A 23260-nucleotide genomic window follows, 5' to 3' on the forward strand; every position below is an offset into this window, starting at 1 on the left:
TATGGAAAAATTACCCAAAAATAAGAAAATCGTACTCTTTGACGGGGTTTGCAATTTATGTGATTCAACCGTTCAATTGCTGATTAAAAAGGATAAAAACGATATTTTCAGATTTGTCCCTTTGCAGTCTGAAATGGGAAAAGAAATTCTTAAATATATTGGTGTTGATCCCCAAAAGATTGACAGTATTGTTTTGTATGAACCCGGAATTGCCTATCATGTCAAATCTGAAGCAGCCATTGAAATAGCTAAGAACATTGGTGGTGTTTATTCGCTTTTGAATTTATTCTCGGTATTACCTACCCGATTAAACAATTTAGTTTACGACTTTGTGGCCAAGAGCCGATACAAATGGTTTGGCAAAAAGGAAAGCTGCATGATGCCTACTCCTGAAATGAAAGCTAAATTTTTAGAATAAAAAAAGTCCCGAATTATCGGGACTTTTATTTTATATCAAAACCGTAATTAGCTTTTGATGATTTTTTTAGTAGTCGCACCTTCGTTAGTGTCGATAGTCATGAAATAAACACCGGCGTTCAAATCTGAAATATTGATGTTACCTTCAGCAACTCCGTTGAAGTTTTGCGTTTTAACAGTTCTTCCGTTGATATCCAAAACCTGAACATTGTTGATTTGTACATTGCTTGTAGTTGCAATAGTTACGAAATCAGAAGCAGGGTTTGGATAAACAGCTACTTTTGAACCGCTTACTCCGTTGAAATCCTCAGATCCTAATAGTGTGTCAGTATTAGTTGCTTTTACAGTGATATTGTCAAATCGTCCTGTAGAAGCTACTGCGTTAGCTGTTCCTGCAGCTGCGACATAATCCATTTCAGCAGGATCAGTAGCGGCACCAGCACCTGTAACAGTTACTCCTGCATCAAATCCAGGACCTTTCCAGATAAGTGCACCTGTAGTCATGTTAAAACTCATTCCCACACGTACCCAAGTATTTGAAGGTAATACAACCGGAGAAGCACCTAAATTAAATAAATAATTTCCTAGGGTTCCTCCATTATTGTAATATCCGACACCGGAAATAATTTTAGTATCCATAGCAACACTTAGACCAACTAATGCTTTACTTCCGTCAGTGTTATATACTACGATTCTTTGAGAGTTTTTACTCGTTGTTGTTCCTCCGGTATAGAAGTCATATTCAACTTCTAAAATGTTATTTCCGGCAGTTCTTGCAGCCCAGGCAACATCCAAACCGTTTTTCCAAAGAAATCTGGAATTGGCGGCAGTGGCGGATCCTGTTATCTGAAGCACGTTGGCATGTGCTACACCATCATTAACAATTTGGAAATCAGCATTTGAACCAGCTGCAGCAACATAAGTATAAAAACCGCCCTGACCAGCTGTTGTGCCTGTCAAATCAGTACCGATGTTCCCTACTGTCAATGCATTGAAATTGTCAGAAGTTAATAATTGAGCCTGTGAAATTTGAATAGACCCTAATACTAAAGAAGCTAAAAGTAATTTTTTCATCATAGGACTTTTTTTAAAGTTTAAACAAAATTAGGTAATTTCTGTAAATAAAGTGCATGAATGCCATTAAATTAACAATTATTCACTCTAAAATAAAAATCCCGACGTTTATCGGGATTTTTCATTTTTTTTAAACGATTTAGATTATTTCTTTACTACTTTCTTGGTAGCTGAACCTTCGTTTGTATCGATATTTACAAAGTAAACACCTGCATTTAATTCCGACACATTGATTTGAGATTCAGAAACACCATCTAAATTAATAGTTTTAACTGTTCTTCCGTTGATGTCGGTTACTGTAACTTTATTGATTTGTAATGCTCCGTTGTTAGTGATGTTCACAACGTCGTTTGCAGGATTCGGATAAACTGATAATCTTTCAGCAACAAAATCAGAAGTAGATAAAGTAGTTGCAGTTACTTTGAAATCGTCAACCATGAACATATAAGCATCTGCTGTTTTACAGTTGATTCCGATTCGGATTGTCTGACCATCATAAGCCGATAAAGATTGTGTTCTTTCTGTCCATGCTGTAGTAGCAGTTAAATTTGGAACACCGGAAATTATTGTAAAATCCGTAGCAGTAGGAGTTCCTGACCCTACATAAATACCGATTTTGTATTTTTCCAAACCATAACAATCTCCTAAAGATTTAACCCAAACACTTAAAGCACAACCTGTTGCTCCAGCTAAATTGATTGGAGGACTTACTAACCAGTCGTTATTTGCGGTAGCTCCACCTGTTGTTGAAGGAACACCAGCCCAACATCCGGCATATTTGGCACCGGTTCTAGGATCAAAATTTCTGTTTTCAGTTGTTGCAGTACAAGCCCCAGTAGAATTAGATACTCCAGCTGCAACTGGATTAAATATCTGAAAAGCCATTGGTTCACCGGCATGAGCCCATGTCGGATCAACACCATCCGGTAATCCACCTGTATAAGTATTTAACAGGTCTACATCAATTGTTTGCCACTGACCATATCCTGTAATTAAAAAATCACCATAAGTATCAAAGCTGTCCTGAAAAACTGTTATCTGGGAAAAGCCTAAAGAAGATAATGATAATGAAAGTGCGAGTAATAGTTTTTTCATACGTTTATATTTAAAATTGGTAAGACAAATTAAATAAAAAAAACTCAATGCTGAAAAAAAACTACATTTTTTGCAAAAAATAATCTAATATCACAATTGCCGCCATCGCTTCAACTATAGGCACCGCCCTTGGAACTACACATGGATCATGTCTTCCTTTTCCTTGTTGTTCAATCAAATTACCTTGATTATCAAGCACTTCCTGTAATTGTATAAGCGTTGCCACTGGCTTAAAAGCTACACGGAAATAAATATCCATACCGTTTGAAATACCGCCCTGGATTCCGCCGGAAAGATTTGTTTTTGTGGTACCATCCGTGTTAAACAGGTCGTTATGCTCGCTTCCTTTCATCTTTGCCCCGCAAAAACCGCTTCCGTATTCAAATCCTTTTACGGCATTTATGGATAACATTGCTTTGCCAAGTTCCGCATGTAATTTGTCAAAAACGGGTTCACCTAAACCAATTGGAACATTCTGGATCACACAGGTTACTGTACCGCCTACCGTATCACCTTCTTTTCTTATTTGCCTGATGTAATTCTCCATTTTTGCTGCAATTTGCGGGTCAGGACATCTTACAGGATTGCTCTCAATCAGTGAGAAATCTAATTCCTGGTAAGGTTTATCGATAAAAATATCACCAACAGAAGACACAAATGCATTGATTTTAATATCAGGAAGTGCTTGTTTTGCTATGGCTCCGGCAACAACTCTTGCTGCTGTTTCCCTGGCCGAGCTCCTTCCTCCGCCCCTGTAATCACGGATACCGTATTTTTTTTCATAAACATAATCGGCATGACTGGGACGGTAGGTGTCTTTTATATGGGAGTAATCATCTGATTTCTGATTTTCATTGGGAATAATGAATCCGATAGGTGTCCCGGTTGTCTTTCCTTCAAAAATACCGGACAGAAACTGAACGGTGTCAGACTCTTTACGCTGGGTTACTATGGCAGACTGACCTGGTTTTCTTCGGTCAAGATCATTTTGAATGGCGTCAAAATCCAGGCTTATTCCCGGAGGACAACCGTCAATTACCCCACCGATAGCCTCGCCGTGGGATTCGCCAAATGTCATCAACTTAAATCTGTTACCAAAAGAATTTCCTGCCATAACTAATATTTTTACCAAAAATAAGACATTTACAGGTTACTTTTTTATCATATAACTAATATTTCGGTATTATTTATAAAGATTTGACAACATTAATTTAATGATTAAGTTATAGCAGTGTATTTTCTTTGAAATAAAACAACGCTTGAAAAAAAGAAAAGTAAACACTGTTGTCATTTCAGATGTTCATTTAGGTACCTACGGCTGTCATGCTGTTGAACTTTTGGAGTATTTAAATTCTGTAAAGCCGGAAATCCTGATTTTAAATGGAGACATTATCGATATCTGGCAATTTAAAAAATCTTATTTTCCGAAGCCACATTTGAAGGTTATCAAAAAAATCCTTGATTTTACTGCAAAAGGAACTAAAGTGTATTATGTAACTGGTAATCATGATGAAATGCTGCGGAGATTTGCCGATACTGAAATGGGGAATTTTGCAATCGTCAATAAACTCATTTTGGAAATGGACGGCAAGAAAGCATGGATTTTTCACGGTGACATTTTCGATAACTCCGTGCATCAGGCCAAATGGATCGCTAAACTTGGCGGAATTGGCTATGATTATCTGATCCTCTTAAATCGATTTGTAAACTGGTGCCTGGTCAAAATCGGAAAAGAACCTTATTCCTTGTCTAAAAAAATTAAGGCCAGCGTAAAGAAAGCCGTGAAATTTATTTCAGATTTTGAATCCGCTGCGGTAGATCTGGCCATAGATAATGAATTTGACTTTGTTATCTGCGGACATATCCATGAGCCTAAAATTGAAAAGAGAAGTAACAAAAAAGGATCAACTGTCTATTTAAACTCCGGTGACTGGATTGAAAATCTTACGGCTTTGGAATACAATAACAAGCAATGGAAGCTTTATACGCACGAGAAAACAGGTTCTGAAAATGATAAAGAGGAATTTTCAGAAATTGAAGAAGATTTATCCAAACAATTAATTATATCCAGCTTTTTAACAAAAAATTAAATATTAATTCATTTTTGTATATTCGCTTAAATTTACTAACCTATTATACAACTATGAAAACTAAATTACTATTGTTATTAGCCTCTTCTGGTCTGTTGTTTTCGTGTTCTTCGGATGATTCCGGTAGCGGGGATGACAACTCATCAAACTTTGCAATTCCTTTGGAAACCGGTAAATACTGGACTTACGATGTGAATGATGGTACTACGGAATCGAGAGATTCGCTATACATTAAAGGCGATTCCCTAATCAATGGTATAACCTACAAGCGATTTCAAGTTCGAGATAACGTAGCAACCGGATTCTATTCTTCTTCTTTACGCAACAATGGTGTTCGTGAATCGGACGGGAAATTGTTATTATCAGGTGATTTATCTTTAGCCGCAGGACAAGACCTTCCTGTAGATTTGGATTTAGTGCTTTCTGATTTTATTATTTTCAAAAAATCAGCAACAAACAATGAGCAGCTTTCCAGTAAATCAGGAACCATTAATCAGGAATTTGGCGGATATCCTATAACAATAAACTACACCCTAAAATCATTTGGTGGTGAGAGTTTACCAACATTCACGTCTCCAAACGGTGATGTTTACAACGATGTTAAAACTTCAAAAATTGTTTTACGAGCATCAATTACCACAGTGGTTACGGTTGCAGGAATTCCAATCACACAATCCGTTTTGGCTGATCAAGATGTAATGATTTCAACACAATATGTTGTCAATAATGTAGGAGTTGGATATGTAAATACGGTTACTCAGTATCAAATGAACCCTACAATCGCAACAACTCTTGGAGTTCCGGCAACAGGTACACAAACCCAACAAGAATTTTTGGACACACACAATTAGTTAATAAAAAAAAGGCTCTTAAGGCAATAAATTAAATTGTTAATTTTTTGAAATTTGGTTGTTTACTTTAAAAGCTAAGTTTATATTTGTTAAAATTAAAAAAGTATGAAGAAAATAATTTTATCAGCTTTTATGCTACTAGGCTTAGCATTAAGCGCACAGGCTCAGGACATTTCAAAGAACGCACTAGGATTACGTTTAGGAGATAACGACGGTTTTGGAGGTGAAATTTCATACCAGAGAGGTCTTTCTAAAAACAACCGTTTGGAGTTAGATTTGGGCTGGAGAGACAGTAAACATGTTGATGCAGTTAAATTAGTTGGTCTATACCAATGGGTATGGAATATTGAAGGTGGATTCAACTGGTACGCTGGTGTTGGTGGTGGTATAGGAAGCTGGAGCTATAATGGACCTGGAGATCCGGATCCGGATGGTGGAATCTTCTTATTGGCTGCGGGTGATATTGGTATTGAGTACAACTTTGACGTTCCAATTCAATTATCATTAGACTTCAGACCAGAGTTATATTTTGCTGATAACAGAAATGATTTTGACGATTATGATAACTTCGGACCGGACATCGCTTTAGGTATCCGTTACCGTTTCTAATAAAACAAAAAGTCCCGAGTAATTCGGGACTTTTTTATTTTATCAGATATTCAGATTTCTTGGGTAACGAGACTATACAATAAGGATTTGTGAGTGCTGTGGTTACAAATTCCCCTTGCTTTGGAGCAATTATTTTTCTTTTAACCTGTAATTTATCTTCAACCGATTCGATGCTTTCCACACTAACGTTGTAGCCACCGGTCGTTTTTTGGCCTAAATGAAGTACCAATATGTTTGACGTTTCAAAATCAATTTTTTCAAACGAAGAACTTACTTCACTGTCCAATTGAATTCTGGAATAAAATGATTTCAGTTTTGCTTCGGAATCGATTACTTCAAATCCTTCTTTTTCATCACCGCCGTATTCACTGCTGTAAATTACTTTGAAAGTTGTATCGTTGGAATTCTTTTGCGTCATTTCTTTAGAAGAATTGCAGGATGCCAAAACCGAGACACAAATACTAAAGAACAAGGTTTTTATTTTCATACTGTTTAAGGGCTTTTAAATATAGGTTTTCATACAAAGGCATGATTTTCTGCAAATCGAACTCTTTTGCTTCTTCAAGAGCATTCTTTTTAAATCTGAGCAGGTTTTCATCATTTGACAGAATGGAAATAGCGTTTCTAGCCATATCTTCCACATCGCCTACATTACTCAGGTATCCGGAAAAACCTTGCTTGTTTACTTCCGGCAATCCTCCTGAATTACTTGAAATCACAGGAACTCCCGAAGCCATGGCTTCTAAAGCGGCCAAACCGAAACTCTCGGTTTCAGACGGTAAAAGAAATAAATCTGAATAACAAAGAATCTGACTGATCTCATGACTGTTTCCAAAAAAGATCACTTTGTCGTTAATCTTTAAATCGGCACACATTTTCTCGGCTATTTCTTTCTCAGGCCCCTCTCCCACCATCATCAGTTTGGAAGGAATCTGTTTCTGGATTTCATAAAAAATCTTGATGACGTCCGGAATGCGTTTTACCTTTCTGAAGTTACTGATATGTGTGATGATTTTCTGATCCTGGGTTGCCATCAAAGATCGATGACAAGCCGAATTCACATCGATGCTTTCCTTGTCGATTTCAATAAAATTCGGGATCACTTCTATCTCTTTTTTAATATCGAAAAGTTTATACGTATCATCCTTTAAACTCTGGGAAACCGAAGTAACATAATCCGATTTATTAATACTGAACGAAACAGCAGGCTTATAAAAAGGATGGTTTCCAACCAAAGTGATGTCGGTTCCGTGTAAGGTGGTAATCATCGGAATCCTAATACCTTCGCTTTTCAGCATTTGTTTTGCCATATAGCCGGCATAAGCATGAGGAATCGCATAATGCACGTGCAGGATTTCAATTTTATGTAATTTCACCATATCGACCAATTTACTGGAAAGTGCCAGTTCATAAGGCTGATAGTGGAATAACGGATATTCCGGAACATTAACTTCGTGGTAATGGATATTAGGATTTAAAAGCGCGAGACGCACCGGCTGACTGTAAGTAATAAAATGGATTTCGTGTCCGCGGCGTGCTAGCTCAAGGCCTAATTCTGTGGCCACTACTCCACTACCTCCAAAGGTAGGGTAACAAACGATGGCGATTTTCATTTTTTTGTTTTAAGTGGACACTAATTTACATCAAAAAAGTAAGGGTTTGCCTTACTTTTAGATAATATTAACTTTGTCTGAATCCTTTGCTCAGTGCAGTTTCATAGGTTAAGATCCAATCGGCAGGAGTCATTTTCTGCACTAATTCACCAATTAATTCAAACGGGATCTGGTCCGGTTTTTTAAATCGGATGCAACTCTTGCCCATATCCAATTTTGTTTTCACATGTTTCGGATATTCGGAAGTGAACCAATTTAATAAATCAGGATCGGAATAAATCCCCATATGATACACTGCAATAAAGTTCTTTTGGGACGCAATCCCAAGAAACGGAAGCGGTGTTTTAGGATCGCAATGATAACCCTTTGGATACAAAGAATGAGGCACAACCCAACCTAACATTCCATAACCCATACCTTCTTGAAATCCTTTAGGAAGATTTTTAATAATGGTATTTCGTAATTTCTCCATAGCCGGTTTTCTGTCATCCGGTAAGGATTCTATATATTCTTCGGGTGATTTTGCGGTAGACTGCATAGTGTAATTTTTATTCTAAAATAAGAATTAAATTAATTCATGATGGCCTGATAAATCACTTTTTGGATGTCTTCGCGAATATTATTCTTAGAAAGCTTATTCTCAGCGCTATCCGGGAAAGTTCTGTTGGATAAGAACACATAAACCAGTTCTTTTTCAGGATCGGCCCAGGCAATGGTTCCGGTAAATCCTGTGTGTCCGAAACTGGTCATCGAGGTACAGCCGCAAGTAGGTCCTTCACCGCTTAATTGTGGTTTATCGAAGCCCATACCGCGTCTGTTTCCGACATTGCAATAGGCGCAGTTGTTGAACGCATCGAAAGTCTTATCGGTGAAATATTGTTTTCCTCCGTAATTTCCTTTCTGAAGAAACAGTTGCATCATTTTGGCGACATCGACAGCATTGGCAAACAATCCGGCATGACCGCCTACTCCATCCTGCATGGCAGCACCCATATCGTGCACATAACCCTGAACAGTTGTATAACGGAAATAAGCATCTTTTTCCGTTGGCGGAATATAAGACATGTCCATTTTATGCAGCGGATTGTACATCATCGAGTGCATTCCCATCGGTTTGTAGAAGTTTTCATAACTGATTACATCCAGAGACTGATTGTGCGTTTTTTCAAGATAATCTTTTAAAATGATAAAAGTAAAATCGCTGTATTTGTATTGTTTCTTAGGCAATAATTTACTGTCGGCAATTGCTTTCATGATCGTGTCACGATAATCTTTTCTCAAAAACAGATTTTCGGAAACCTGAAGCGGGAATTCAGCAGAATACGTTTTACGGTAATACTTTTTAGAAGGATGCTTCGTGCTGTCCAAAGTTGCCTGGTAAAACGGGATCCAGGCCTGTAAACCAGCCTGATGTGCTAATAGTTCTTTTAGTGTAAGGTCTTTTTTATCCGTGTTTTGGAAAAGCGGCACCATCTGTCCTAATTTGCTTTCGAATTTCACTTTCCCTTTGTCGTACAACTGCATCATGTTAGGTAAAGTTGACAAAATCTTGGTAAGCGAGGCCAAATCATAAACATCCTGATTGTTAACCTTCGTGTCTTTTTTATAATCGTGATACCCAAACGATTTCTGATAAACGATTTTTCCTTTTCGGGCCACAAGAATCTGCATTCCGGGAGTCATTTTCCCTTCGATGGCTTTATTGGCCAAAGCATCAATCTGTGACAGGGTTTTTGCATTCATCCCAACGCTTTGCGGGGTAGCATAAGCCAACACATTGATTTTATTGGTTTTGATTCCGTCGTCAACTTTAAAGAAACTGTTTATGGAAACCGGCGTTTTTCCTTTAGCTCCGGCGGCTCCAAAAATGATTTCTGCAGCAACGGTTTGAGCAATATTATTGTTCTGATAAGCCACAACGACGTTCTCAATAGTATTGAAATCTTTAATAGGCAACAACGTATAAGGCTTTGCAAAAACAGCCAAAGTTACATTGTGGTATTTCGAAATCGAATCTAAAACTTCTAATTCTGCAGGTTTAAAATCATGCTTTTTCCAGGCACCATCGGCTTTATGGAAACCAACAATTACTTTTGAAAACTTCTTCAGGTCTTTCAGCATCAGGTGGATACTGTCGTTTTCAATTTCGGTTATCTGAGCATAGGTTTTGATTCCGTTTAAGAAAGAGTCATTTACGTCATCCCCTAATTTTACATAGGCAATGGTTTCTTTTGCCACATTAGTGATTGGAAAATTATCTTCTTCTTTTTTAAGAACCGTTACAGCACTTTCATACAACTGATAATTCAAATCCTCACATTCAGGAGCATTCAAATCTTCGTATAAGTTGTTTAAATCAATTGGTCTGTATCGGTTTAAACCGGCTTTATATTTGTATTTCAGGATTTTTTTCACAGAATGTTCCAAACGCTCATCCGTAAATAAAGTATCATTATACGCCTGACAGAATTTTTCCAAAGCAACAGGAACATTTTCTGCAAACAAAAGAACATCATTCCCTGCCAAAAAAGCTTCTAAATCGATGTCTCCCGGTTGTTTGAAATTACTCGCACCTTTCATATTTAAGGCATCTGTAAAAATCAAGCCTTTGAAATTCAGTTCTTTTTTCAGGATATTCGTTACAACATTTTCGGAAATCGATGTTGGATAGCCTTCTCTCGGCTCTATACTCGGGACATTCAAATGCGCTACCATTACACTGGCTAAGCCTTCTTTAAATAGCTTTCTGTACGGATATAATTCCACTTCATCAAGACGTCCTTTGGTGAAATTTACCGTTGGCAACGTATGATGGGAATCGGTTGACGTATCACCATGTCCAGGAAAGTGCTTACCGGTAGCGAAAATGCCTTCACTTTGGATTCCTTTCATTAAAGCCAAAGCTCTTTCAGTAACCTTTTCTTTGTTTTCCCCAAAGGAACGGTTTCCGATAATAGGATTTAACGGATTGGTATTGATGTCCAAAACCGGAGCGAAATTAAATTGCAAACCTAATCGCTTAGCTTGTTTTCCCATCTGTTTTCCCATCTTTTCGATAAGTTTCAAGTCCTGAACAGCACCAAGTGTCATGTTCCAAGGATAACGATAGGTTGAATCCAGTCGCATACTCAGTCCCCATTCTGCGTCAATTCCAACAAATAGAGGCACTTTCGATTTAGCCTGATATTTATTGGTTAATTTAGCCTGACGAACCGGCCCGCCCTGAAAGAAAATCAAACCTCCGATTTTATAATCGTCAATCAGTTTTTCAATGGATTTTACATGAACGGAATCTTTATTCGAATAGGCAGCCACCATAAACAATTGCCCTACTTTCTCCTCAAAGGTCATTTGATTGTAAATACTGTCCACCCAAGCTTTTTCAAACACTTCTTCGTATTTATCCAAAGAAATTTTTTTCTCGGTTTGGGACCAGATTAATTGAGACAGTAATAGGAATATGTAAAGGATTTTGCGCATTACTTATAGAAACGGTAAGGATTAAAAAATGTTGTTTTTAGAAAAATCGGCTGTGCCAACTCTCTTTAGCGGGAACTTCCCAAAAATCCTGCCATTCTCCAACGGTATTTACCAAATTGTTGAAAACGATGGTGTTTTCGGAAACTGCTTTTTCCTTAGCCATTTTTTTGAAATCGATTAAAGGCTTGTAGGCAATGTAATCGCCCAAACGGAAGGTTACGTTCATACGGTCAAGCATGTCCACATTGTATTTTTTCTCAAGACTTTGGATAAAGTTCACGGAAGCATCAATGGAACAACCTGTTGCATTTTGTACATTCTGGTTGATGGCGATAATTACAAATCGATTGTATTTCGTAAGAAAGGAAGCTTCAAGACCGGTACCGTGAGCGGACCAATCTTCAATGAAAACAGCGAGTGCCGCTTCTATTTCGGTTATTTCATCGTCTGTGAATTTTCTGTCGGACTGATATACCCAAATTTTTGAATCTTCCGGAAGTGTATTGAAATCTACGTACATAATTTTAAAGTAAACCACAAAAATAAGCCTTTAGAATTAGATTGTAGTACTCTTAAAACTATTTTAGCATAAAAAAATAAACCATCACGTATAATAACATGATGGTTTATCGCCACAATTATTAACCCCTTAATAATATAACTAACCTAAAAATAACTAACTCCTAATCCCTGATTGCCAAAACAATCCACTTTGAATTGGCTCCGTCGTAAACTAAATCCACTGTTCCAATTCCGGAAGTTGATGTCGATGCTCCAATAGTATCAATTCTATTTGCCGGAACTGACGACATCATATGGTCCATTTTCATGTTAACCGGTGAGGAATTGTATAAAACTATATGTCTTCCGTCCACACCACCTTGTATTCCTCTTATTGAAAAATTTTGAGTAGAACCGTATAACCTGAAAACCACAACTCCGTCATTGGCTCCGCTTAAATCTAAATTCAAATTATCAAAAACAAAATTTGAAGTTGGTGTTGTCATTTTTACTGCTGCAACTTTATAGACAGAATTGTCTCCATCTCCAGCACTTAAAACATTATTAACTAAACTCAAATTTGGTCCGATAGTAACATCGGATACTATTCCTTGTGTACACGTACCTGTCAACTTAGTTGTAGTGGTAGTGTTGTTAGTATTTGTAACCCGCATTGTTCCGTTTACATGTAATGTAGACAGCGGATTGGTTGTTCCTACTCCAACTTGCGCATAGCTATGTTGGAAGAACAGTAATATAGCCACACATACTGCTCTTAGTGCGTAATTTTTTTCCATTTGACCCCTTGTTTTTTAATTCTAGAACTAAGTTACTTCATCGGTACACTTCTGTTAAAATAATCCGTTGAAATGCTATAAAATTTGTTTAAAAACATCAGAATCGATAAAAAAACACTTAAAATCGATGAAAATATTCAATAAAAAAAGCCAGGCTGTAAACCCGGCTTTTCATTTATTTCTTTTTGATTTCCTGAAGTACTTTATAATACTTGTAATCTTTCAGTTTAGGATCGTAAAACTCTTCTTCGAAATATTTAAGCTCTACGCTGTCGTTCTTTTTCAGTTTGTCATTTATGAGCAAATCTGCACCTTCAAAAGGCAATAAAAAGATAAAATTGTGAATCCTTTTGGATGAATCTTCAATGGAAAGCGTAAGAAACTGATCTTTTTTGATGCTGATTACTTTACCCAGAAGAGACGGCGTGAATACTTCTTCGGTTTTATCTCCTTCAGCATTCTCGCTGTTTTCTATGTAACTGCTGATGAAAGTTTTGAAAGTGTCCGGACATTCGGTTACCATTTTCATACCAACTTCTTCACCTAATTTGGCAGCCATTTCATTGTTTCCAATGACTTTGCCCACCATTTTTTCACTAAGTTCTAAATTCTCGGTGTATTTTTTAAGGATACACATTCCGAGTTCGGCCTGAACATCAGCTTTGGTATTAAGATTAGCTGCCTGTTTGCTCTTGATGCATTCGCAGGCTTCTTTTGCCAGCATTTTTAAATATTGCTCACGATCCATTTCCTGTGCGTAAGAAACAGTTATGAAGCATAAAAAGAATAACTTAAAAAAGTTTTTCATTATAAATCCTGTGCGTTAGCAATTAATTCAGCTACATCCAATACTTTTATGGCACCTTCTTTTTCTTTGAATTTAATACCATCCGTTAACATGGTATTACAGAAAGGACATCCTGCAGCAATGATCTCCGGTTGGGTTTCCAAAGCGTCTTCTGTTCTTTCCACGTTTACGTCTTTGTTTCCTTTTTCAGGCTCTTTAAACATTTGTGCTCCTCCTGCTCCACAACAAAGACCGTTTCTTTTAGAGCGTTTCATCTCTACCAATTCTGCGTCTAATTTCTGGATCAGTTCACGTGGTGCTTCATAAACATTATTAGCTCTTCCTAAATAACATGGATCATGGAAAGTGATTCGTTTTCCTTTGAATTGCCCTCCTTCGATAGAAAGCCTTCCATCGTCCAATAGCGATTTTAAAAATTCGGTATGGTGAACCACTTCGTATTTTCCGCCTAATTCCGGATATTCATTTTTTATGGTATTGAAACAGTGCGGACAAGCCGTTACAATCTTTTTTACTTCGTAAGCATTCATTACTTCGATGTTTGTCATCGCCTGCATCTGAAATAAAAATTCGTTTCCTGCACGTTTGGCCGGATCTCCTGTACAACTTTCTTCAGTTCCCAAAACCGCGAACGGAACATTGGCCTGATTTAAAAGTTTTACAAATGCTTTCGTGATTTTTTTAGCTCTATCATCAAAACTACCTGAACAACCCACCCAAAATAAAACTTCCGGTTGTTTACCCTGGGCCATCATTTCGGCCATTGTAGGTACTGTTAAATTTGCTGACATATCTTTTTATATTAGTTGCAAAATTGCAGAGAAACAAAGTTGCAAAGTTTTTAGTTTACTTATTATAATTATGCTTCGTCTTTCCAGTTCAAACGGTCCATTTGGTTGTACTGCCAAGGGGCTCCATTGTTCTCGATGTTAGTCATCATATTGTTTAATTCAGTTGGCGCGGCACTTTGCTCCATAACTAAATAACGTCTCATATCCATAATGATGGAAAGCGGACTGATGTTTACCGGACATTCTTCCACACATGCGTTACATGAGGTACATGCCCATAATTCTTCCGGAGTGATATAATCGTTTAAAAGCGATTTTCCGTCCGGTACAAATACACCTTTGTTTTGGTCAATGTTTTTACCCACTTCTTCCAAACGGTCACGGGTATCCATCATGATTTTACGTGGCGATAACATTTTACCGGTTTGATTGGCCGGACATGAAGAAGTACAACGACCACACTCGGTACAAGTATAAGCATTCATTAACTGAACCCAGTTTAAATCCTGAACATCGCTTGCTCCGAATTTAGCCGGAGTAGCATCTGCATCAGGCGCCGGGGCTGCGAAAGGATCGGCGTTTGGATCCATCATCAGTTTAACTTCATTGGTAACAGATTCTAAGTTGTCGAATTGCCCCTGAGGTTTTAAGTTCGCGAAATACGTATTCGGGAACGCCAATAAGATGTGTAAATGTTTTGAATAATATAAATAGTTCAGGAACACTAAAATACCACAGATGTGTAACCACCATATAGCTCTTTCCATCATTTCAACCACATGATTGTCCATTCCGTCGAAAAACGGTGCAATATATTGTGAAATAGGAAACGCTCCCGCCTGATTGTAATGTCCGAAACCACCCGGAACTTGCTGTAAATGGAAATCGGCAGCATTCATGAAGAGGAACAATAACATCAATACAGTCTCGAAATAAAGAATGTAGTTGGCATCGTTTCTTGGCCATCCTTTCAAATCGCCGTGGATGAAACGCTTTAGTTTTACAATGTTTCTTCTGATCCAGAAGGTAACCACCGCTACGATAACCAACAAGGCAAGGATTTCAAAAGAACCGATCAGGAAATCGTAAAAACCTCCTAAGAAAGAAAACACGCGGTGGGTTCCGAAAAGTCCGTCAATTACAATTTCTAAAACTTCTATGTTGATGATAACGAAGCCGATATAAACGAATATATGAAGTATCCCTGCAATAGGTCTTCTAACCATTTTAGATTGTCCTAAAGCAATCATGGTCATGTTTTTCCAACGCTCAGAAGGATTATCGGAACGATCAACTTTTTGACCAAGCTTAATGTTTCGGATTAGTTTCTTTACGTTTTGAGCGAAATACCCTCCTCCTAAAATAAGGATTACTGCAAATAAAATATTTGGTAGAATACTCATATGGCTGGTTTAAATAGTTCTATTTTTTTGGTTGTGCTTGCGAATCTGTTTTTGGCGCAGTATATGGTTTCTCTTTTTTTCCAAAAAGGGATACATTAATATAACGCGTTGGGTGAAGTCTTAAATCCTCTAAAAGCAACTCCATTTCTTTTGATGCTTTTGAAAGATTATTGTACATCGCCTCGTCTTTCATTAATTTGCCCATGGTTCCTTTTCCGGATTCCATGTCGGCCATTAATTTGTTTACGTTTGCTAACGTTTTTTCTAAATTCTCAACGGTTTTGCCTAATTGTGCTTTTTCCAGATCATCTGAAATTTTGGCAAAGTTTCCGGTTGTTTTATCAAGATTGGTTACAACGCTTCCGATTTTCTCCTTGTTTTCAATCATTACTTTGTCCAGATTAGCAGAAACAGAACTGAAACTTGTCATCGTTTTGTTTAACTCGGCTACTGTCTTTTTTAAGTTCGATTTGGTATTGGCGTCCAGAACATCGTTTAAATTGGAAATCAAAGCATCTGCATTTTGCAGCACTTTATCAAGCTTTTCCTGAATCGGTGCAAGGTTTTTTTCTAACGAAGCCGTTAATCCCAATTTAACTTCTGATTGAAGAAAATCCCCGGTTTGGGCAAAAGTCTTATCATTAAAGTTAGGATTGATACTGATTTGTTTTCCACCAATAAACCCAGGCTCGTAAATACTTGCCGTACTCGATTTTGAAACCGGGAAATCATTGTTCATTTGGATTTCCACCAAAAGTTTTCCTGTATTTTCCTGAATGGTGATCTGATTTACCTTCCCTACCGTTAATCCGTTAATAGTAACGGGTGCCGATGGAGCCAGTCCTTCCACATTGTCATAAACAACGTAAAACTTTCTTGAATTGTCAAATAGGTTTTTTCCTTTCAGAAAACTGTATCCCCAAAAAAACAATAAAATGGAACTAATAACTAAAACGGCTGTTTTTACTTCTCTAGTAATTTTCAAAATCAATATATTTTTAAAACAAAATTAAAACAAAATAGTTTAGAATGGTTTTATATTATCGTAAAGCATCCTTTACAGACATTTTTTTACCATTCTTGTATGCTACGATAAAAGCAGACGTATAGCCTTTTGCTTTGGCAGCTTCCAAATCCTTCTTGGATTCGTTGTAGTCGTTGGTGTTTCCATAGAAATATTTATTGACACTTCCCTCTTCCACAGAAATATTGTCAAGTCCGTTAAAGTTGAAAGGTTTTAACTCCATTTTTTTAGCACTCGCGGAAATCTGTACCTTAAATACAATCCCTTTTGAGTTTACAGCATTAGGGGAATTGTTTGCCTTTGGCGTATTAACTTTTGGGGTATCAACTACTTTTTTCGGCTCCGGCGCAACGTATTCTTCAGTTCCCGGAACAAAATATTCTCTTTTATAATCTAAAATAGCATTCGCGATTCCTTCGGCGATTTTCATCTGGCCTTCTTCGGAACTTAAAAATGCTCCTTCTTCCCTGTTGGAAACAAACCCCATTTCTATAAGGATACGTGGCATATAGATTTTTCTTAAAACCAGGAATCCTGCCTGTTTAACCCCTCTGTTTTTTCTGCCTACATTTGAATCAAACTGTTCCTGAATTCCGGCGGCCAACTCAATACTTTGATCAAGGTATTGTTCCTGAATAACGGTCATACCGATAACAGATTCCGGTGAATTAGGATCGTAACCGTCGTATTTCACTTTATAGTCTTTCTCTAAAGTAACTACCTCATTCTCTTTTCGTGCCACTTCAAGATTGGCAGCGTTTCGCGTAACCCCCATTACATAGGTTTCAGAACCGCTGGCTGCGGTATTCTTGTTGGCATTACAGTGAATGGAAACGAAAATATCCGCTTTGGATTTATTGGCGATATCCGCACGTTCGTCCAAAGGAATGAAAACATCTGATTTTCTTGTATAAATAACCACGGTTCCAGGATCTTTTTCCAGAAGCTGTCCTACTTTAAGCACAACGTTTAAAGCATTATTTTTTTCCACATGACCGTGATAGGTTGCCCCAAAATCGTTCCCTCCGTGACCGGCATCGAGAACCACACGGAATTTTGCGTTGTTCTGACTGAACGATGCTCCTGCGCTGAGCAACAGTGTCAATAAAGTTACTTTAAAAAAATTATTCATTTTCATACCCCTTTTTATATTGTTTAATTATCGGAAGAAGTCACGATAAAAGCCGATTTATAGCCTTTATTTCTGGCGACTGCCAATAGTTTCTCACATTCTGAATTGTTTTTTACACTTCCGTAAAAATATTTATAAAACCCATTTTCATAGGTCCTGGTAATGTTTTTTAATCCTTTAAAATTAGACGGAATAGTATCCAGTTTCTTTTTGCCTGTACCGATCTGCACTTTATAGACCGATTTGCCTACCGCCTTGTTTTTGTCATTTAAATTTACAACTTCTTTTGCATTCTCTTGCAGGATAGTACTGTAATCTGAAGCCGAGAAATATTCATTCTTGAATTGTACTATAGATTCCGCTATTGCCTTTGCCAATTCCTGTTTCCCTTTTTCTGATCCTAAATACCGCGCCTCATTTTTGTTTGACAGAAAGCCTAGCTCAATTAATACTCCCGGCATACAGGTAGCATCCAAAACCCATAGTGGTTGCTGGCTAACTCCTTTATTCTTTCTGTTCAGCTTATTACCAAACTTATTCTGAATTGAACTTGCAAAATCTATGCTAGATTTTAATTGCTCTTCCTGCAAAATCTTTAATCCGATTAACGTTTCAGGGTTATTTGGATTAAATCCTTTATAATTTTTCTTGTAATTGGCCTCCTGAAAAATTACCGCATTTTCTGTTTTTGCTATCTCTAAGTTGGTGGAAGTTCGCGATATACCCATAACCAATGTCAGCGATCCATATGGTTTGGAAGAAGTTGATGAATTACAATGTACCGAAACAAACAGGTTTGCTTTGGCTTTATTTGCTTTATCGGCTCTTTCACGCAATTCCACAAACTCATCCGTTTTTCTTGAATAAAGGATATCGATATCGTTGTTTTTGTCCAGGATCTCACCAATACGCAACACAACATCCAGCGCCACATCTTTTTCCTTCAGGCCATTTTTGATAGCTCCGAAATCTTTTCCGCCATGACCTGCATCCAAAACAACTTTAAAGTTTGATTTAGACTGCGACAGCAGAAAATTAGACGATAACAATATGAATATGTATAAATATAATTTAACTTTATCTGGCATATAAGAGTTAAAAATTTACAAAGGTTATAATTTTACTAAATGCTTATTTTTGACAAAAAATATATGTAAGTTTGAACCGTCAAAAATTAAGCCAGATTTTTACAAAAATAGTATTAAAAGCGTTGCGTACAAACTTATTTCATATCGTTTTATTATCAATTTTCCTGACACTCGGGAATTTGAAATCGTACTCCCAGGAAAATCCAAAAAAAAACGTATCGATATCTGCTGAAAAAGAGAAAGATAGCGTAAATATCGGCATTGTGGATGTGGCAAAGATCCAGGATTCGGTGAAGACAGATTCAGTCAAAAAAAAGAAACCTATTTTAGAAGGAATTGTAAAGAGGAAGGCCGTTGATTACGAAAAAATCGATCAGAAGAAAAAACGCTTAACCTTATACAATCAGGCAGAATTATATTATAAAGACTTCGAACTGAAATCCGGAATCATTGTTTTCGACTATGAAAAGAATGAAGTTTACGCCGGAAGGATACGGGACAGTTTGGGAAATTTATCTCAAAACCCTGTTTTTAAGCAAGGGGCTAACATAATCGAACCGGATTCCATTCGCTTTAATACCAAAACCAAGAAAGCACTTGTATGGAATTCGAGAACCGAGCAACAAGATTTCAAGATTAAAGCCGAAATAAGTAAACGTGAAAATGACTCTGTCTATTTCATGAAAAATGCGCGTTTTACAACTTCAACAAATATTGACCATCCGGAGTATTATTTTTTAGCGCGAAAAATCAAATTCGTTCCCGGTAAAAAAGTAGTTGTAGGCCTGACCAATTTGGTTATTGAAGATGTACCTACCCCGCTTGGATTGCCGTTTGCTTACTTCCCGATGAGCGAAAAATCGGTTTCGGGTTTTATCATACCGACCTTTGGGGACACCAGACAGCGTGGGTATTTCCTTCAGAACGGAGGATATTATTTTGCGTTGAGCGATTATTACGATTTAACCATTTTAGGGGATTATTACACCAACGGAAGCCATGCCCTGCGATTTGAAAGCAGTTATGCCAAACGCTATCGTTTTAACGGACGTGTGAACCTTCGCTTTGAAAATCAGATTTTCAGTGAAAAAGGGTTTCCGGATTATTCAAAATCTAGACAATACAACATTCAGTGGTCACACACGCAGGATCCGAAAGCAAATCCGAATTCAAGATTTTCGGCATCCGTTAACCTTGGTAGCAGCCAGTATTTCAGACAATCGATAAATCAGACGAACATCGGTTCTTCAATAAACAACAATTTAAGCTCCTCGATTTCATATGCCAAAACCTTTCAGACGGTTCCGCAGGTTAATATGTCATTGACAGCTACACATTCTCAAAATACCAATTCAGAACAAATCGATATGACTTTGCCTACCCTTCAGGCAAGTGTTGACCGTATTTTTCCATTTGCTCCTAAAAGCGGTGTAAAAAAAGGTATTATTGATAATCTAAATTTTCAATATAATCTAAGAGGAGAAAACAGAATCCGTACGACAGATTCACTTTTCTTCAAATCGGAAATGTTCAGAGATGCCAAAAACGGTTTCCAGCACAGCATTCCGATCAGTACGAATTTTAAGGTTTTCAAATATTTGAGTGTTTCCACAGGTGTTACTTATAATGAAACCTGGTATTTTAAAACTATCAGAAAAGGGTTTGATACCGGTACTAATTCCGTTCAGACGAAAGAAGTAAACGGTTTTGATACCTTCAGGACTTACAATTTTAATGCTAATTTAGGAACAACCATTTATGGTACTTTCAATTTTGGCGATGATAAAAAGATCCAGGCTATTCGTCACGTCATGCGTCCGGGAGTTTCTTACGGCTATACCCCTAGTTTTGATCAGTATTACGAAACGTATGCATTAGATGCAACCGGTACAACTTATGCTGAATATACCCGATTCGATAACGGTATTTTCGGAGCTCCGGGAAAAAATTACTCGAACAACGTTGGGATGTCAATAAGCAATACTTTTGAAGCTAAAGTCCGTGATAAAGACGAAACCAAAACCGAACCGAGAAAAATAACACTTCTTAATAACCTTAATTTTTCTACCAGTTATAACGTTGCCGCAGATTCCTTACCATGGTCACCTGTGAGGGTTACAGGGGGAACAAATCTGTTCAAGGAGAAGATGAATGTTAATTTCGGGGCAACATTGGATCCCTACGCAATTGATAACAGCGGAAGAAGAATCGATAAATGGAATATCGACAACGGTGGAAGCCTTTTCAGAATGACCACTGCCAATATTACGGTGAATTACTCCATTGCTAGCAGTGAGCTGGAAGGAAAAAAGACTAACGCTCAAGATCAGACAGCCATGAATGGCGGCCGTAACGATGACCTTTTTGGACGTGGTGTGGATTTAAGCGACCAAAGACAAAGTCTTTTTGATAAAAAGGATGAAGATGGCGAAGAAGAAAAAACAGAATTCTACAGCCTGAAAATCCCTTGGGATTTGCGTTTGGCCTACTCCCTTACCTTTTCAAACAATAACCGTGAAAGCAAAATAGTAAGTAACTCCATAATGATGTCCGGAAATATCGAGATGACACCAAGATGGAAAATGGGGTTTGCTTCCGGATATGATTTTGTGAACAAAGGAGTAACGTTTACCCAACTTCGTTTTGAACGTGATTTGTTAAGCTGGCGAATGGATTTTAACTGGGTGCCGATCGGTACTTACACCTCTTGGGGCTTCTTCATCGGAATCAAATCTTCGGCACTTAGTGATATCAAGTGGGATAAGAGAAGTTTACCGGACAGACGTTTGAGATAGATTTAGAGGAAAGAACCAAGAAAATAGACTATAACCTATTAGCGATATGAAAAAAATTATTTTTACAGAGAAAGCACCTGCTCCTATCGGCCCATATAATCAGGCTGTATTAGTTGGCAACACGTTATACACTTCCGGACAAATTGCCATTAACCCTGAAAACGGAGAATTGGTTCTGGAGAATATCGAAGTGGAAACCAAACAGGTAATGGAGAATATGAAAGCTGTTTTGGAAGCTGCGGATATGACTTTTGAAAACGTATTCAAGACCACGATTTTCATCAGCGACATGAATGACTTTGCTAAAATAAACGGTGTTTACGGAAGCTACTTTGACGAAAAAACCGCTCCGGCACGCGAAACGGTTCAGGTGGCTTGTTTGCCTAAAAACGTAAATGTTGAAATATCGATGATTGCTGTTAAATAGCAATCGCTTTCAATAAAAGTTCTGCAGTAGCCTGATTGGTGGCCAGCGGAACATTATGAACATCACACACCCTTATGAGCATGTTAATATCAGGTTCATGAGGGTGTTTTGCTAAAGGATCTTTGAAGAACAAAACCATATTGCACTTCCCTTCCGCTACCCTGGCAGCAATCTGAGCATCACCTCCTAAGGGGCCGGAAAGCATCTTCATCACTTTAAAACCGGCATTTTCTGCCTTTCCTCCCGTTGTCCCGGTGGCAATTAAAGTAATGTTTTCCGAAAGCAGAAAATCTTTATGCTGATTCAGGAACTGAACCAGATCGGCTTTCATACCGTCGTGTGCAATAATAGCTATTTCCATTTTAAACAGATACTGAGTGATAATGAATTAAGCCGTCAATCGGTTTTCTGAATACGTTTCCTAATTTCATACCGTTTTTGGTTAACACCATATCAAGTTCCTCTTTTAAATAATAAGCGATAGAACCGATAAAATGAACCGGAACTTCTTTGCAGTTCTCAAACTGTTTGATATAAAGATCCACGAAATTCTGCATATCGTTCAAAACGATTTTCTGAATGAATTCATGCTCTTTATGTTGTATCAGAAATTTAGCGAATGTCGCCAGATAAGCATTCGGGTTTGGAACTTTGTATAAGTTGTGTTTAATGGCATCGGCATCCAAATCGTATTCTTTTTCAAAAACTTCGGCCAGTTCTTTTGGCATCGTATTGAAATAATAGGCACGGATCAAATGACGGCCAAACTGGTTTCCGCTGCAATCATCCATGGCCAGATAGCCTAAGGACTGAACTTTTTGATGTAACTCATGTCCGTCAAAGTAACTGCAATTTGAACCCGTTCCTAAAATGGAAACAATTGCCTTCTCTCCTCTTGGTGTGGTAGCGAAAACAGCCGCGTAAGTATCTTCTTTTACTTCGATTTGAGCATTCAGAAACAATTCATGCAGTATGTCGGAAAGATGGTTTTTCATGCGATCCGTTCCGCAGCCGGCGCCATAGAAATAAAGCTCTTTTACGATATCTTTATTCTGAACAATGTCAAAACGATCATTGATACGATTGATTACTTCTTCTTTGGTAAGCACTTCCGGGTTTAATCCTAAAGTGCTGGTGGTAAACTGGATGTTTCCGTTGTCATCCATTGCAATCCAATCGGCTTTGGTGGAGCCACTGTCAACTATTAATTTCATTTGTGTGTTGTTTATAAAAAAATCCCGACGGATATCGGGATTCAGTAAAAA

At 37.7% G+C, this 23260-nt stretch carries 23 protein-coding genes; 6 read left to right on the forward strand and 17 right to left on the reverse strand.

What is annotated here, in order from left to right; genetic code table 11:
• Position 1 precedes the first annotated feature (1 nt).
• Complete coding sequence (locus ACWPKD_RS02810) at positions 2 to 418, forward strand: thiol-disulfide oxidoreductase DCC family protein (protein ID WP_455411157.1); 417 nt, start codon at positions 2 to 4, stop codon at positions 416 to 418.
• A gap of 47 nt (positions 419 to 465) precedes the next feature.
• On the opposite strand, the gene ACWPKD_RS02815 is transcribed toward ACWPKD_RS02810, so the two are convergent.
• From ACWPKD_RS02815 to aroC, 3 genes are all read right to left on the reverse strand, one after another.
• Complete coding sequence (locus ACWPKD_RS02815) at positions 466 to 1494, reverse strand: T9SS type A sorting domain-containing protein (protein WP_455411158.1); 1029 nt, start codon at positions 1492 to 1494, stop codon at positions 466 to 468.
• Positions 1495 to 1635: 141 nt separating this feature from the next.
• Complete coding sequence (locus ACWPKD_RS02820; protein WP_455411159.1) at positions 1636 to 2586, reverse strand: T9SS type A sorting domain-containing protein; 951 nt, start codon at positions 2584 to 2586, stop codon at positions 1636 to 1638.
• A 61-nt stretch (positions 2587 to 2647) separates the two neighbouring features.
• Positions 2648 to 3700 carry a chorismate synthase gene (gene aroC / locus ACWPKD_RS02825; RefSeq protein ID WP_455411160.1) on the reverse strand — a complete coding sequence of 351 codons (1053 nt, stop codon included), beginning with the start codon at positions 3698 to 3700 and terminating at the stop codon, positions 2648 to 2650.
• 145 nt (positions 3701 to 3845) lie between these two features.
• Here aroC and ACWPKD_RS02830 point away from each other — a divergent pair, with 145 nt between their 5' ends.
• The 3 genes from ACWPKD_RS02830 to ACWPKD_RS02840 all read left to right on the forward strand — a co-directional run bounded on the left by ACWPKD_RS02830 (position 3846) and on the right by ACWPKD_RS02840 (position 6136).
• Positions 3846 to 4676, forward strand: a complete 831-nt coding sequence (locus tag ACWPKD_RS02830) for a UDP-2,3-diacylglucosamine diphosphatase (RefSeq protein WP_455411161.1) — start codon at positions 3846 to 3848, stop codon at positions 4674 to 4676.
• 53 nt (positions 4677 to 4729) lie between these two features.
• Positions 4730 to 5527 carry a hypothetical protein gene (locus ACWPKD_RS02835; RefSeq protein WP_455411162.1) on the forward strand — a complete coding sequence of 266 codons (798 nt, stop codon included), beginning with the start codon at positions 4730 to 4732 and terminating at the stop codon, positions 5525 to 5527.
• 105 nt (positions 5528 to 5632) lie between these two features.
• On the forward strand, positions 5633 to 6136 hold the full coding sequence (locus ACWPKD_RS02840) for a hypothetical protein (protein ID WP_455411163.1): 504 nt from the start codon (positions 5633 to 5635) through the stop codon (positions 6134 to 6136).
• A gap of 34 nt (positions 6137 to 6170) precedes the next feature.
• Here ACWPKD_RS02840 and ACWPKD_RS02845 read toward each other — a convergent pair whose 3' ends face one another.
• From ACWPKD_RS02845 to ACWPKD_RS02900, 12 genes are all read right to left on the reverse strand, one after another.
• The gene (locus tag ACWPKD_RS02845) at positions 6171 to 6623 is read right to left on the reverse strand and encodes a protease complex subunit PrcB family protein (protein WP_455411164.1); all 453 of its coding nucleotides are present in this window, start codon (positions 6621 to 6623) and stop codon (positions 6171 to 6173) included.
• A complete protein-coding gene (gene bshA / locus ACWPKD_RS02850) occupies positions 6598 to 7749 on the reverse strand; it encodes an N-acetyl-alpha-D-glucosaminyl L-malate synthase BshA (RefSeq protein ID WP_455411165.1) in 1152 nt (383 codons plus the stop codon). Before bshA ends, ACWPKD_RS02845 begins: the two co-directional genes overlap by 26 nt.
• Positions 7750 to 7816: 67 nt before the next feature.
• Positions 7817 to 8287: a DUF1801 domain-containing protein gene (locus ACWPKD_RS02855; RefSeq protein WP_455411166.1), complete on the reverse strand. Its 471-nt coding sequence runs from the start codon at positions 8285 to 8287 to the stop codon at positions 7817 to 7819.
• Between the two features lie 32 nt (positions 8288 to 8319).
• Positions 8320 to 11229: a glycoside hydrolase family 3 N-terminal domain-containing protein gene (locus ACWPKD_RS02860; protein ID WP_455411167.1), complete on the reverse strand. Its 2910-nt coding sequence runs from the start codon at positions 11227 to 11229 to the stop codon at positions 8320 to 8322.
• Between the two features lie 37 nt (positions 11230 to 11266).
• The gene (locus ACWPKD_RS02865; protein WP_455411168.1) at positions 11267 to 11749 is read right to left on the reverse strand and encodes an ABC transporter ATPase; all 483 of its coding nucleotides are present in this window, start codon (positions 11747 to 11749) and stop codon (positions 11267 to 11269) included.
• 163 nt (positions 11750 to 11912) lie between these two features.
• The gene (locus ACWPKD_RS02870) at positions 11913 to 12527 is read right to left on the reverse strand and encodes a hypothetical protein (protein ID WP_455411169.1); all 615 of its coding nucleotides are present in this window, start codon (positions 12525 to 12527) and stop codon (positions 11913 to 11915) included.
• A gap of 175 nt (positions 12528 to 12702) precedes the next feature.
• Positions 12703 to 13335 carry a hypothetical protein gene (locus ACWPKD_RS02875; RefSeq protein ID WP_455411170.1) on the reverse strand — a complete coding sequence of 211 codons (633 nt, stop codon included), beginning with the start codon at positions 13333 to 13335 and terminating at the stop codon, positions 12703 to 12705.
• The gene (locus tag ACWPKD_RS02880; protein ID WP_455411171.1) at positions 13335 to 14126 is read right to left on the reverse strand and encodes a (Fe-S)-binding protein; all 792 of its coding nucleotides are present in this window, start codon (positions 14124 to 14126) and stop codon (positions 13335 to 13337) included. Before ACWPKD_RS02880 ends, ACWPKD_RS02875 begins: the two co-directional genes overlap by 1 nt.
• Positions 14127 to 14194: 68 nt before the next feature.
• Positions 14195 to 15529, reverse strand: coding sequence for a 4Fe-4S dicluster domain-containing protein (locus ACWPKD_RS02885; RefSeq protein WP_455411172.1), 1335 nt, complete (start codon positions 15527 to 15529; stop codon positions 14195 to 14197).
• A gap of 19 nt (positions 15530 to 15548) precedes the next feature.
• Positions 15549 to 16514 (reverse strand): MlaD family protein, encoded by a 966-nt coding sequence (locus tag ACWPKD_RS02890; protein ID WP_455411173.1) that lies wholly within the window; start codon positions 16512 to 16514, stop codon positions 15549 to 15551.
• Between the two features lie 55 nt (positions 16515 to 16569).
• Complete coding sequence (locus ACWPKD_RS02895; RefSeq protein ID WP_455411174.1) at positions 16570 to 17685, reverse strand: N-acetylmuramoyl-L-alanine amidase family protein; 1116 nt, start codon at positions 17683 to 17685, stop codon at positions 16570 to 16572.
• 23 nt (positions 17686 to 17708) lie between these two features.
• Positions 17709 to 18773, reverse strand: coding sequence for an N-acetylmuramoyl-L-alanine amidase family protein (locus ACWPKD_RS02900; RefSeq protein WP_455411175.1), 1065 nt, complete (start codon positions 18771 to 18773; stop codon positions 17709 to 17711).
• A 122-nt stretch (positions 18774 to 18895) separates the two neighbouring features.
• Between ACWPKD_RS02900 and ACWPKD_RS02905 the strand changes: the two genes are divergently transcribed.
• Positions 18896 to 21568 (forward strand): putative LPS assembly protein LptD, encoded by a 2673-nt coding sequence (locus ACWPKD_RS02905; protein ID WP_455411176.1) that lies wholly within the window; start codon positions 18896 to 18898, stop codon positions 21566 to 21568.
• Between the two features lie 46 nt (positions 21569 to 21614).
• The gene (locus ACWPKD_RS02910) at positions 21615 to 21995 is read left to right on the forward strand and encodes a RidA family protein (RefSeq protein WP_455411177.1); all 381 of its coding nucleotides are present in this window, start codon (positions 21615 to 21617) and stop codon (positions 21993 to 21995) included.
• Here ACWPKD_RS02910 and ACWPKD_RS02915 read toward each other — a convergent pair.
• The gene (locus tag ACWPKD_RS02915) at positions 21988 to 22356 is read right to left on the reverse strand and encodes a methylglyoxal synthase (RefSeq protein WP_455411178.1); all 369 of its coding nucleotides are present in this window, start codon (positions 22354 to 22356) and stop codon (positions 21988 to 21990) included. The two genes, ACWPKD_RS02910 and ACWPKD_RS02915, sit on opposite strands and share 8 nt — an antisense overlap.
• Before the next feature lies 1 nt (position 22357).
• Positions 22358 to 23209, reverse strand: a complete 852-nt coding sequence (locus tag ACWPKD_RS02920) for a BadF/BadG/BcrA/BcrD ATPase family protein (RefSeq protein WP_455411179.1) — start codon at positions 23207 to 23209, stop codon at positions 22358 to 22360.
• Positions 23210 to 23260 lie beyond the last annotated feature (51 nt).

The organism is Flavobacterium pedocola, from assembly GCF_053764385.1.

What these genes read in the sequence shown, in the direction of transcription:
- ACWPKD_RS02885 (WP_455411172.1), bottom strand. Translation starts at nt 15,529, where the DNA reads ATGAGTATTCTACCAAATATTTTATTTGCAGTAATCCTTATTTTAGGA.
- ACWPKD_RS02910 (WP_455411177.1), top strand. Translation starts at nt 21,615, where the DNA reads ATGAAAAAAATTATTTTTACAGAGAAAGCACCTGCTCCTATCGGCCCA.
- ACWPKD_RS02835 (WP_455411162.1), top strand. Translation starts at nt 4,730, where the DNA reads ATGAAAACTAAATTACTATTGTTATTAGCCTCTTCTGGTCTGTTGTTT.
- ACWPKD_RS02880 (WP_455411171.1), bottom strand. Translation starts at nt 14,126, where the DNA reads ATGTCAGCAAATTTAACAGTACCTACAATGGCCGAAATGATGGCCCAG.
- bshA (WP_455411165.1), bottom strand. Translation starts at nt 7,749, where the DNA reads ATGAAAATCGCCATCGTTTGTTACCCTACCTTTGGAGGTAGTGGAGTA.
- ACWPKD_RS02810 (WP_455411157.1), top strand. Translation starts at nt 2, where the DNA reads ATGGAAAAATTACCCAAAAATAAGAAAATCGTACTCTTTGACGGGGTT.
- ACWPKD_RS02865 (WP_455411168.1), bottom strand. Translation starts at nt 11,749, where the DNA reads ATGTACGTAGATTTCAATACACTTCCGGAAGATTCAAAAATTTGGGTA.
- aroC (WP_455411160.1), bottom strand. Translation starts at nt 3,700, where the DNA reads ATGGCAGGAAATTCTTTTGGTAACAGATTTAAGTTGATGACATTTGGC.
- ACWPKD_RS02820 (WP_455411159.1), bottom strand. Translation starts at nt 2,586, where the DNA reads ATGAAAAAACTATTACTCGCACTTTCATTATCATTATCTTCTTTAGGC.
- ACWPKD_RS02855 (WP_455411166.1), bottom strand. Translation starts at nt 8,287, where the DNA reads ATGCAGTCTACCGCAAAATCACCCGAAGAATATATAGAATCCTTACCG.
- ACWPKD_RS02920 (WP_455411179.1), bottom strand. Translation starts at nt 23,209, where the DNA reads ATGAAATTAATAGTTGACAGTGGCTCCACCAAAGCCGATTGGATTGCA.
- ACWPKD_RS02900 (WP_455411175.1), bottom strand. Translation starts at nt 18,773, where the DNA reads ATGCCAGATAAAGTTAAATTATATTTATACATATTCATATTGTTATCG.
- ACWPKD_RS02860 (WP_455411167.1), bottom strand. Translation starts at nt 11,229, where the DNA reads ATGCGCAAAATCCTTTACATATTCCTATTACTGTCTCAATTAATCTGG.
- ACWPKD_RS02845 (WP_455411164.1), bottom strand. Translation starts at nt 6,623, where the DNA reads ATGAAAATAAAAACCTTGTTCTTTAGTATTTGTGTCTCGGTTTTGGCA.
- ACWPKD_RS02870 (WP_455411169.1), bottom strand. Translation starts at nt 12,527, where the DNA reads ATGGAAAAAAATTACGCACTAAGAGCAGTATGTGTGGCTATATTACTG.
- ACWPKD_RS02895 (WP_455411174.1), bottom strand. Translation starts at nt 17,685, where the DNA reads ATGAATAATTTTTTTAAAGTAACTTTATTGACACTGTTGCTCAGCGCA.
- ACWPKD_RS02915 (WP_455411178.1), bottom strand. Translation starts at nt 22,356, where the DNA reads ATGGAAATAGCTATTATTGCACACGACGGTATGAAAGCCGATCTGGTT.
- ACWPKD_RS02840 (WP_455411163.1), top strand. Translation starts at nt 5,633, where the DNA reads ATGAAGAAAATAATTTTATCAGCTTTTATGCTACTAGGCTTAGCATTA.
- ACWPKD_RS02875 (WP_455411170.1), bottom strand. Translation starts at nt 13,335, where the DNA reads ATGAAAAACTTTTTTAAGTTATTCTTTTTATGCTTCATAACTGTTTCT.
- ACWPKD_RS02815 (WP_455411158.1), bottom strand. Translation starts at nt 1,494, where the DNA reads ATGATGAAAAAATTACTTTTAGCTTCTTTAGTATTAGGGTCTATTCAA.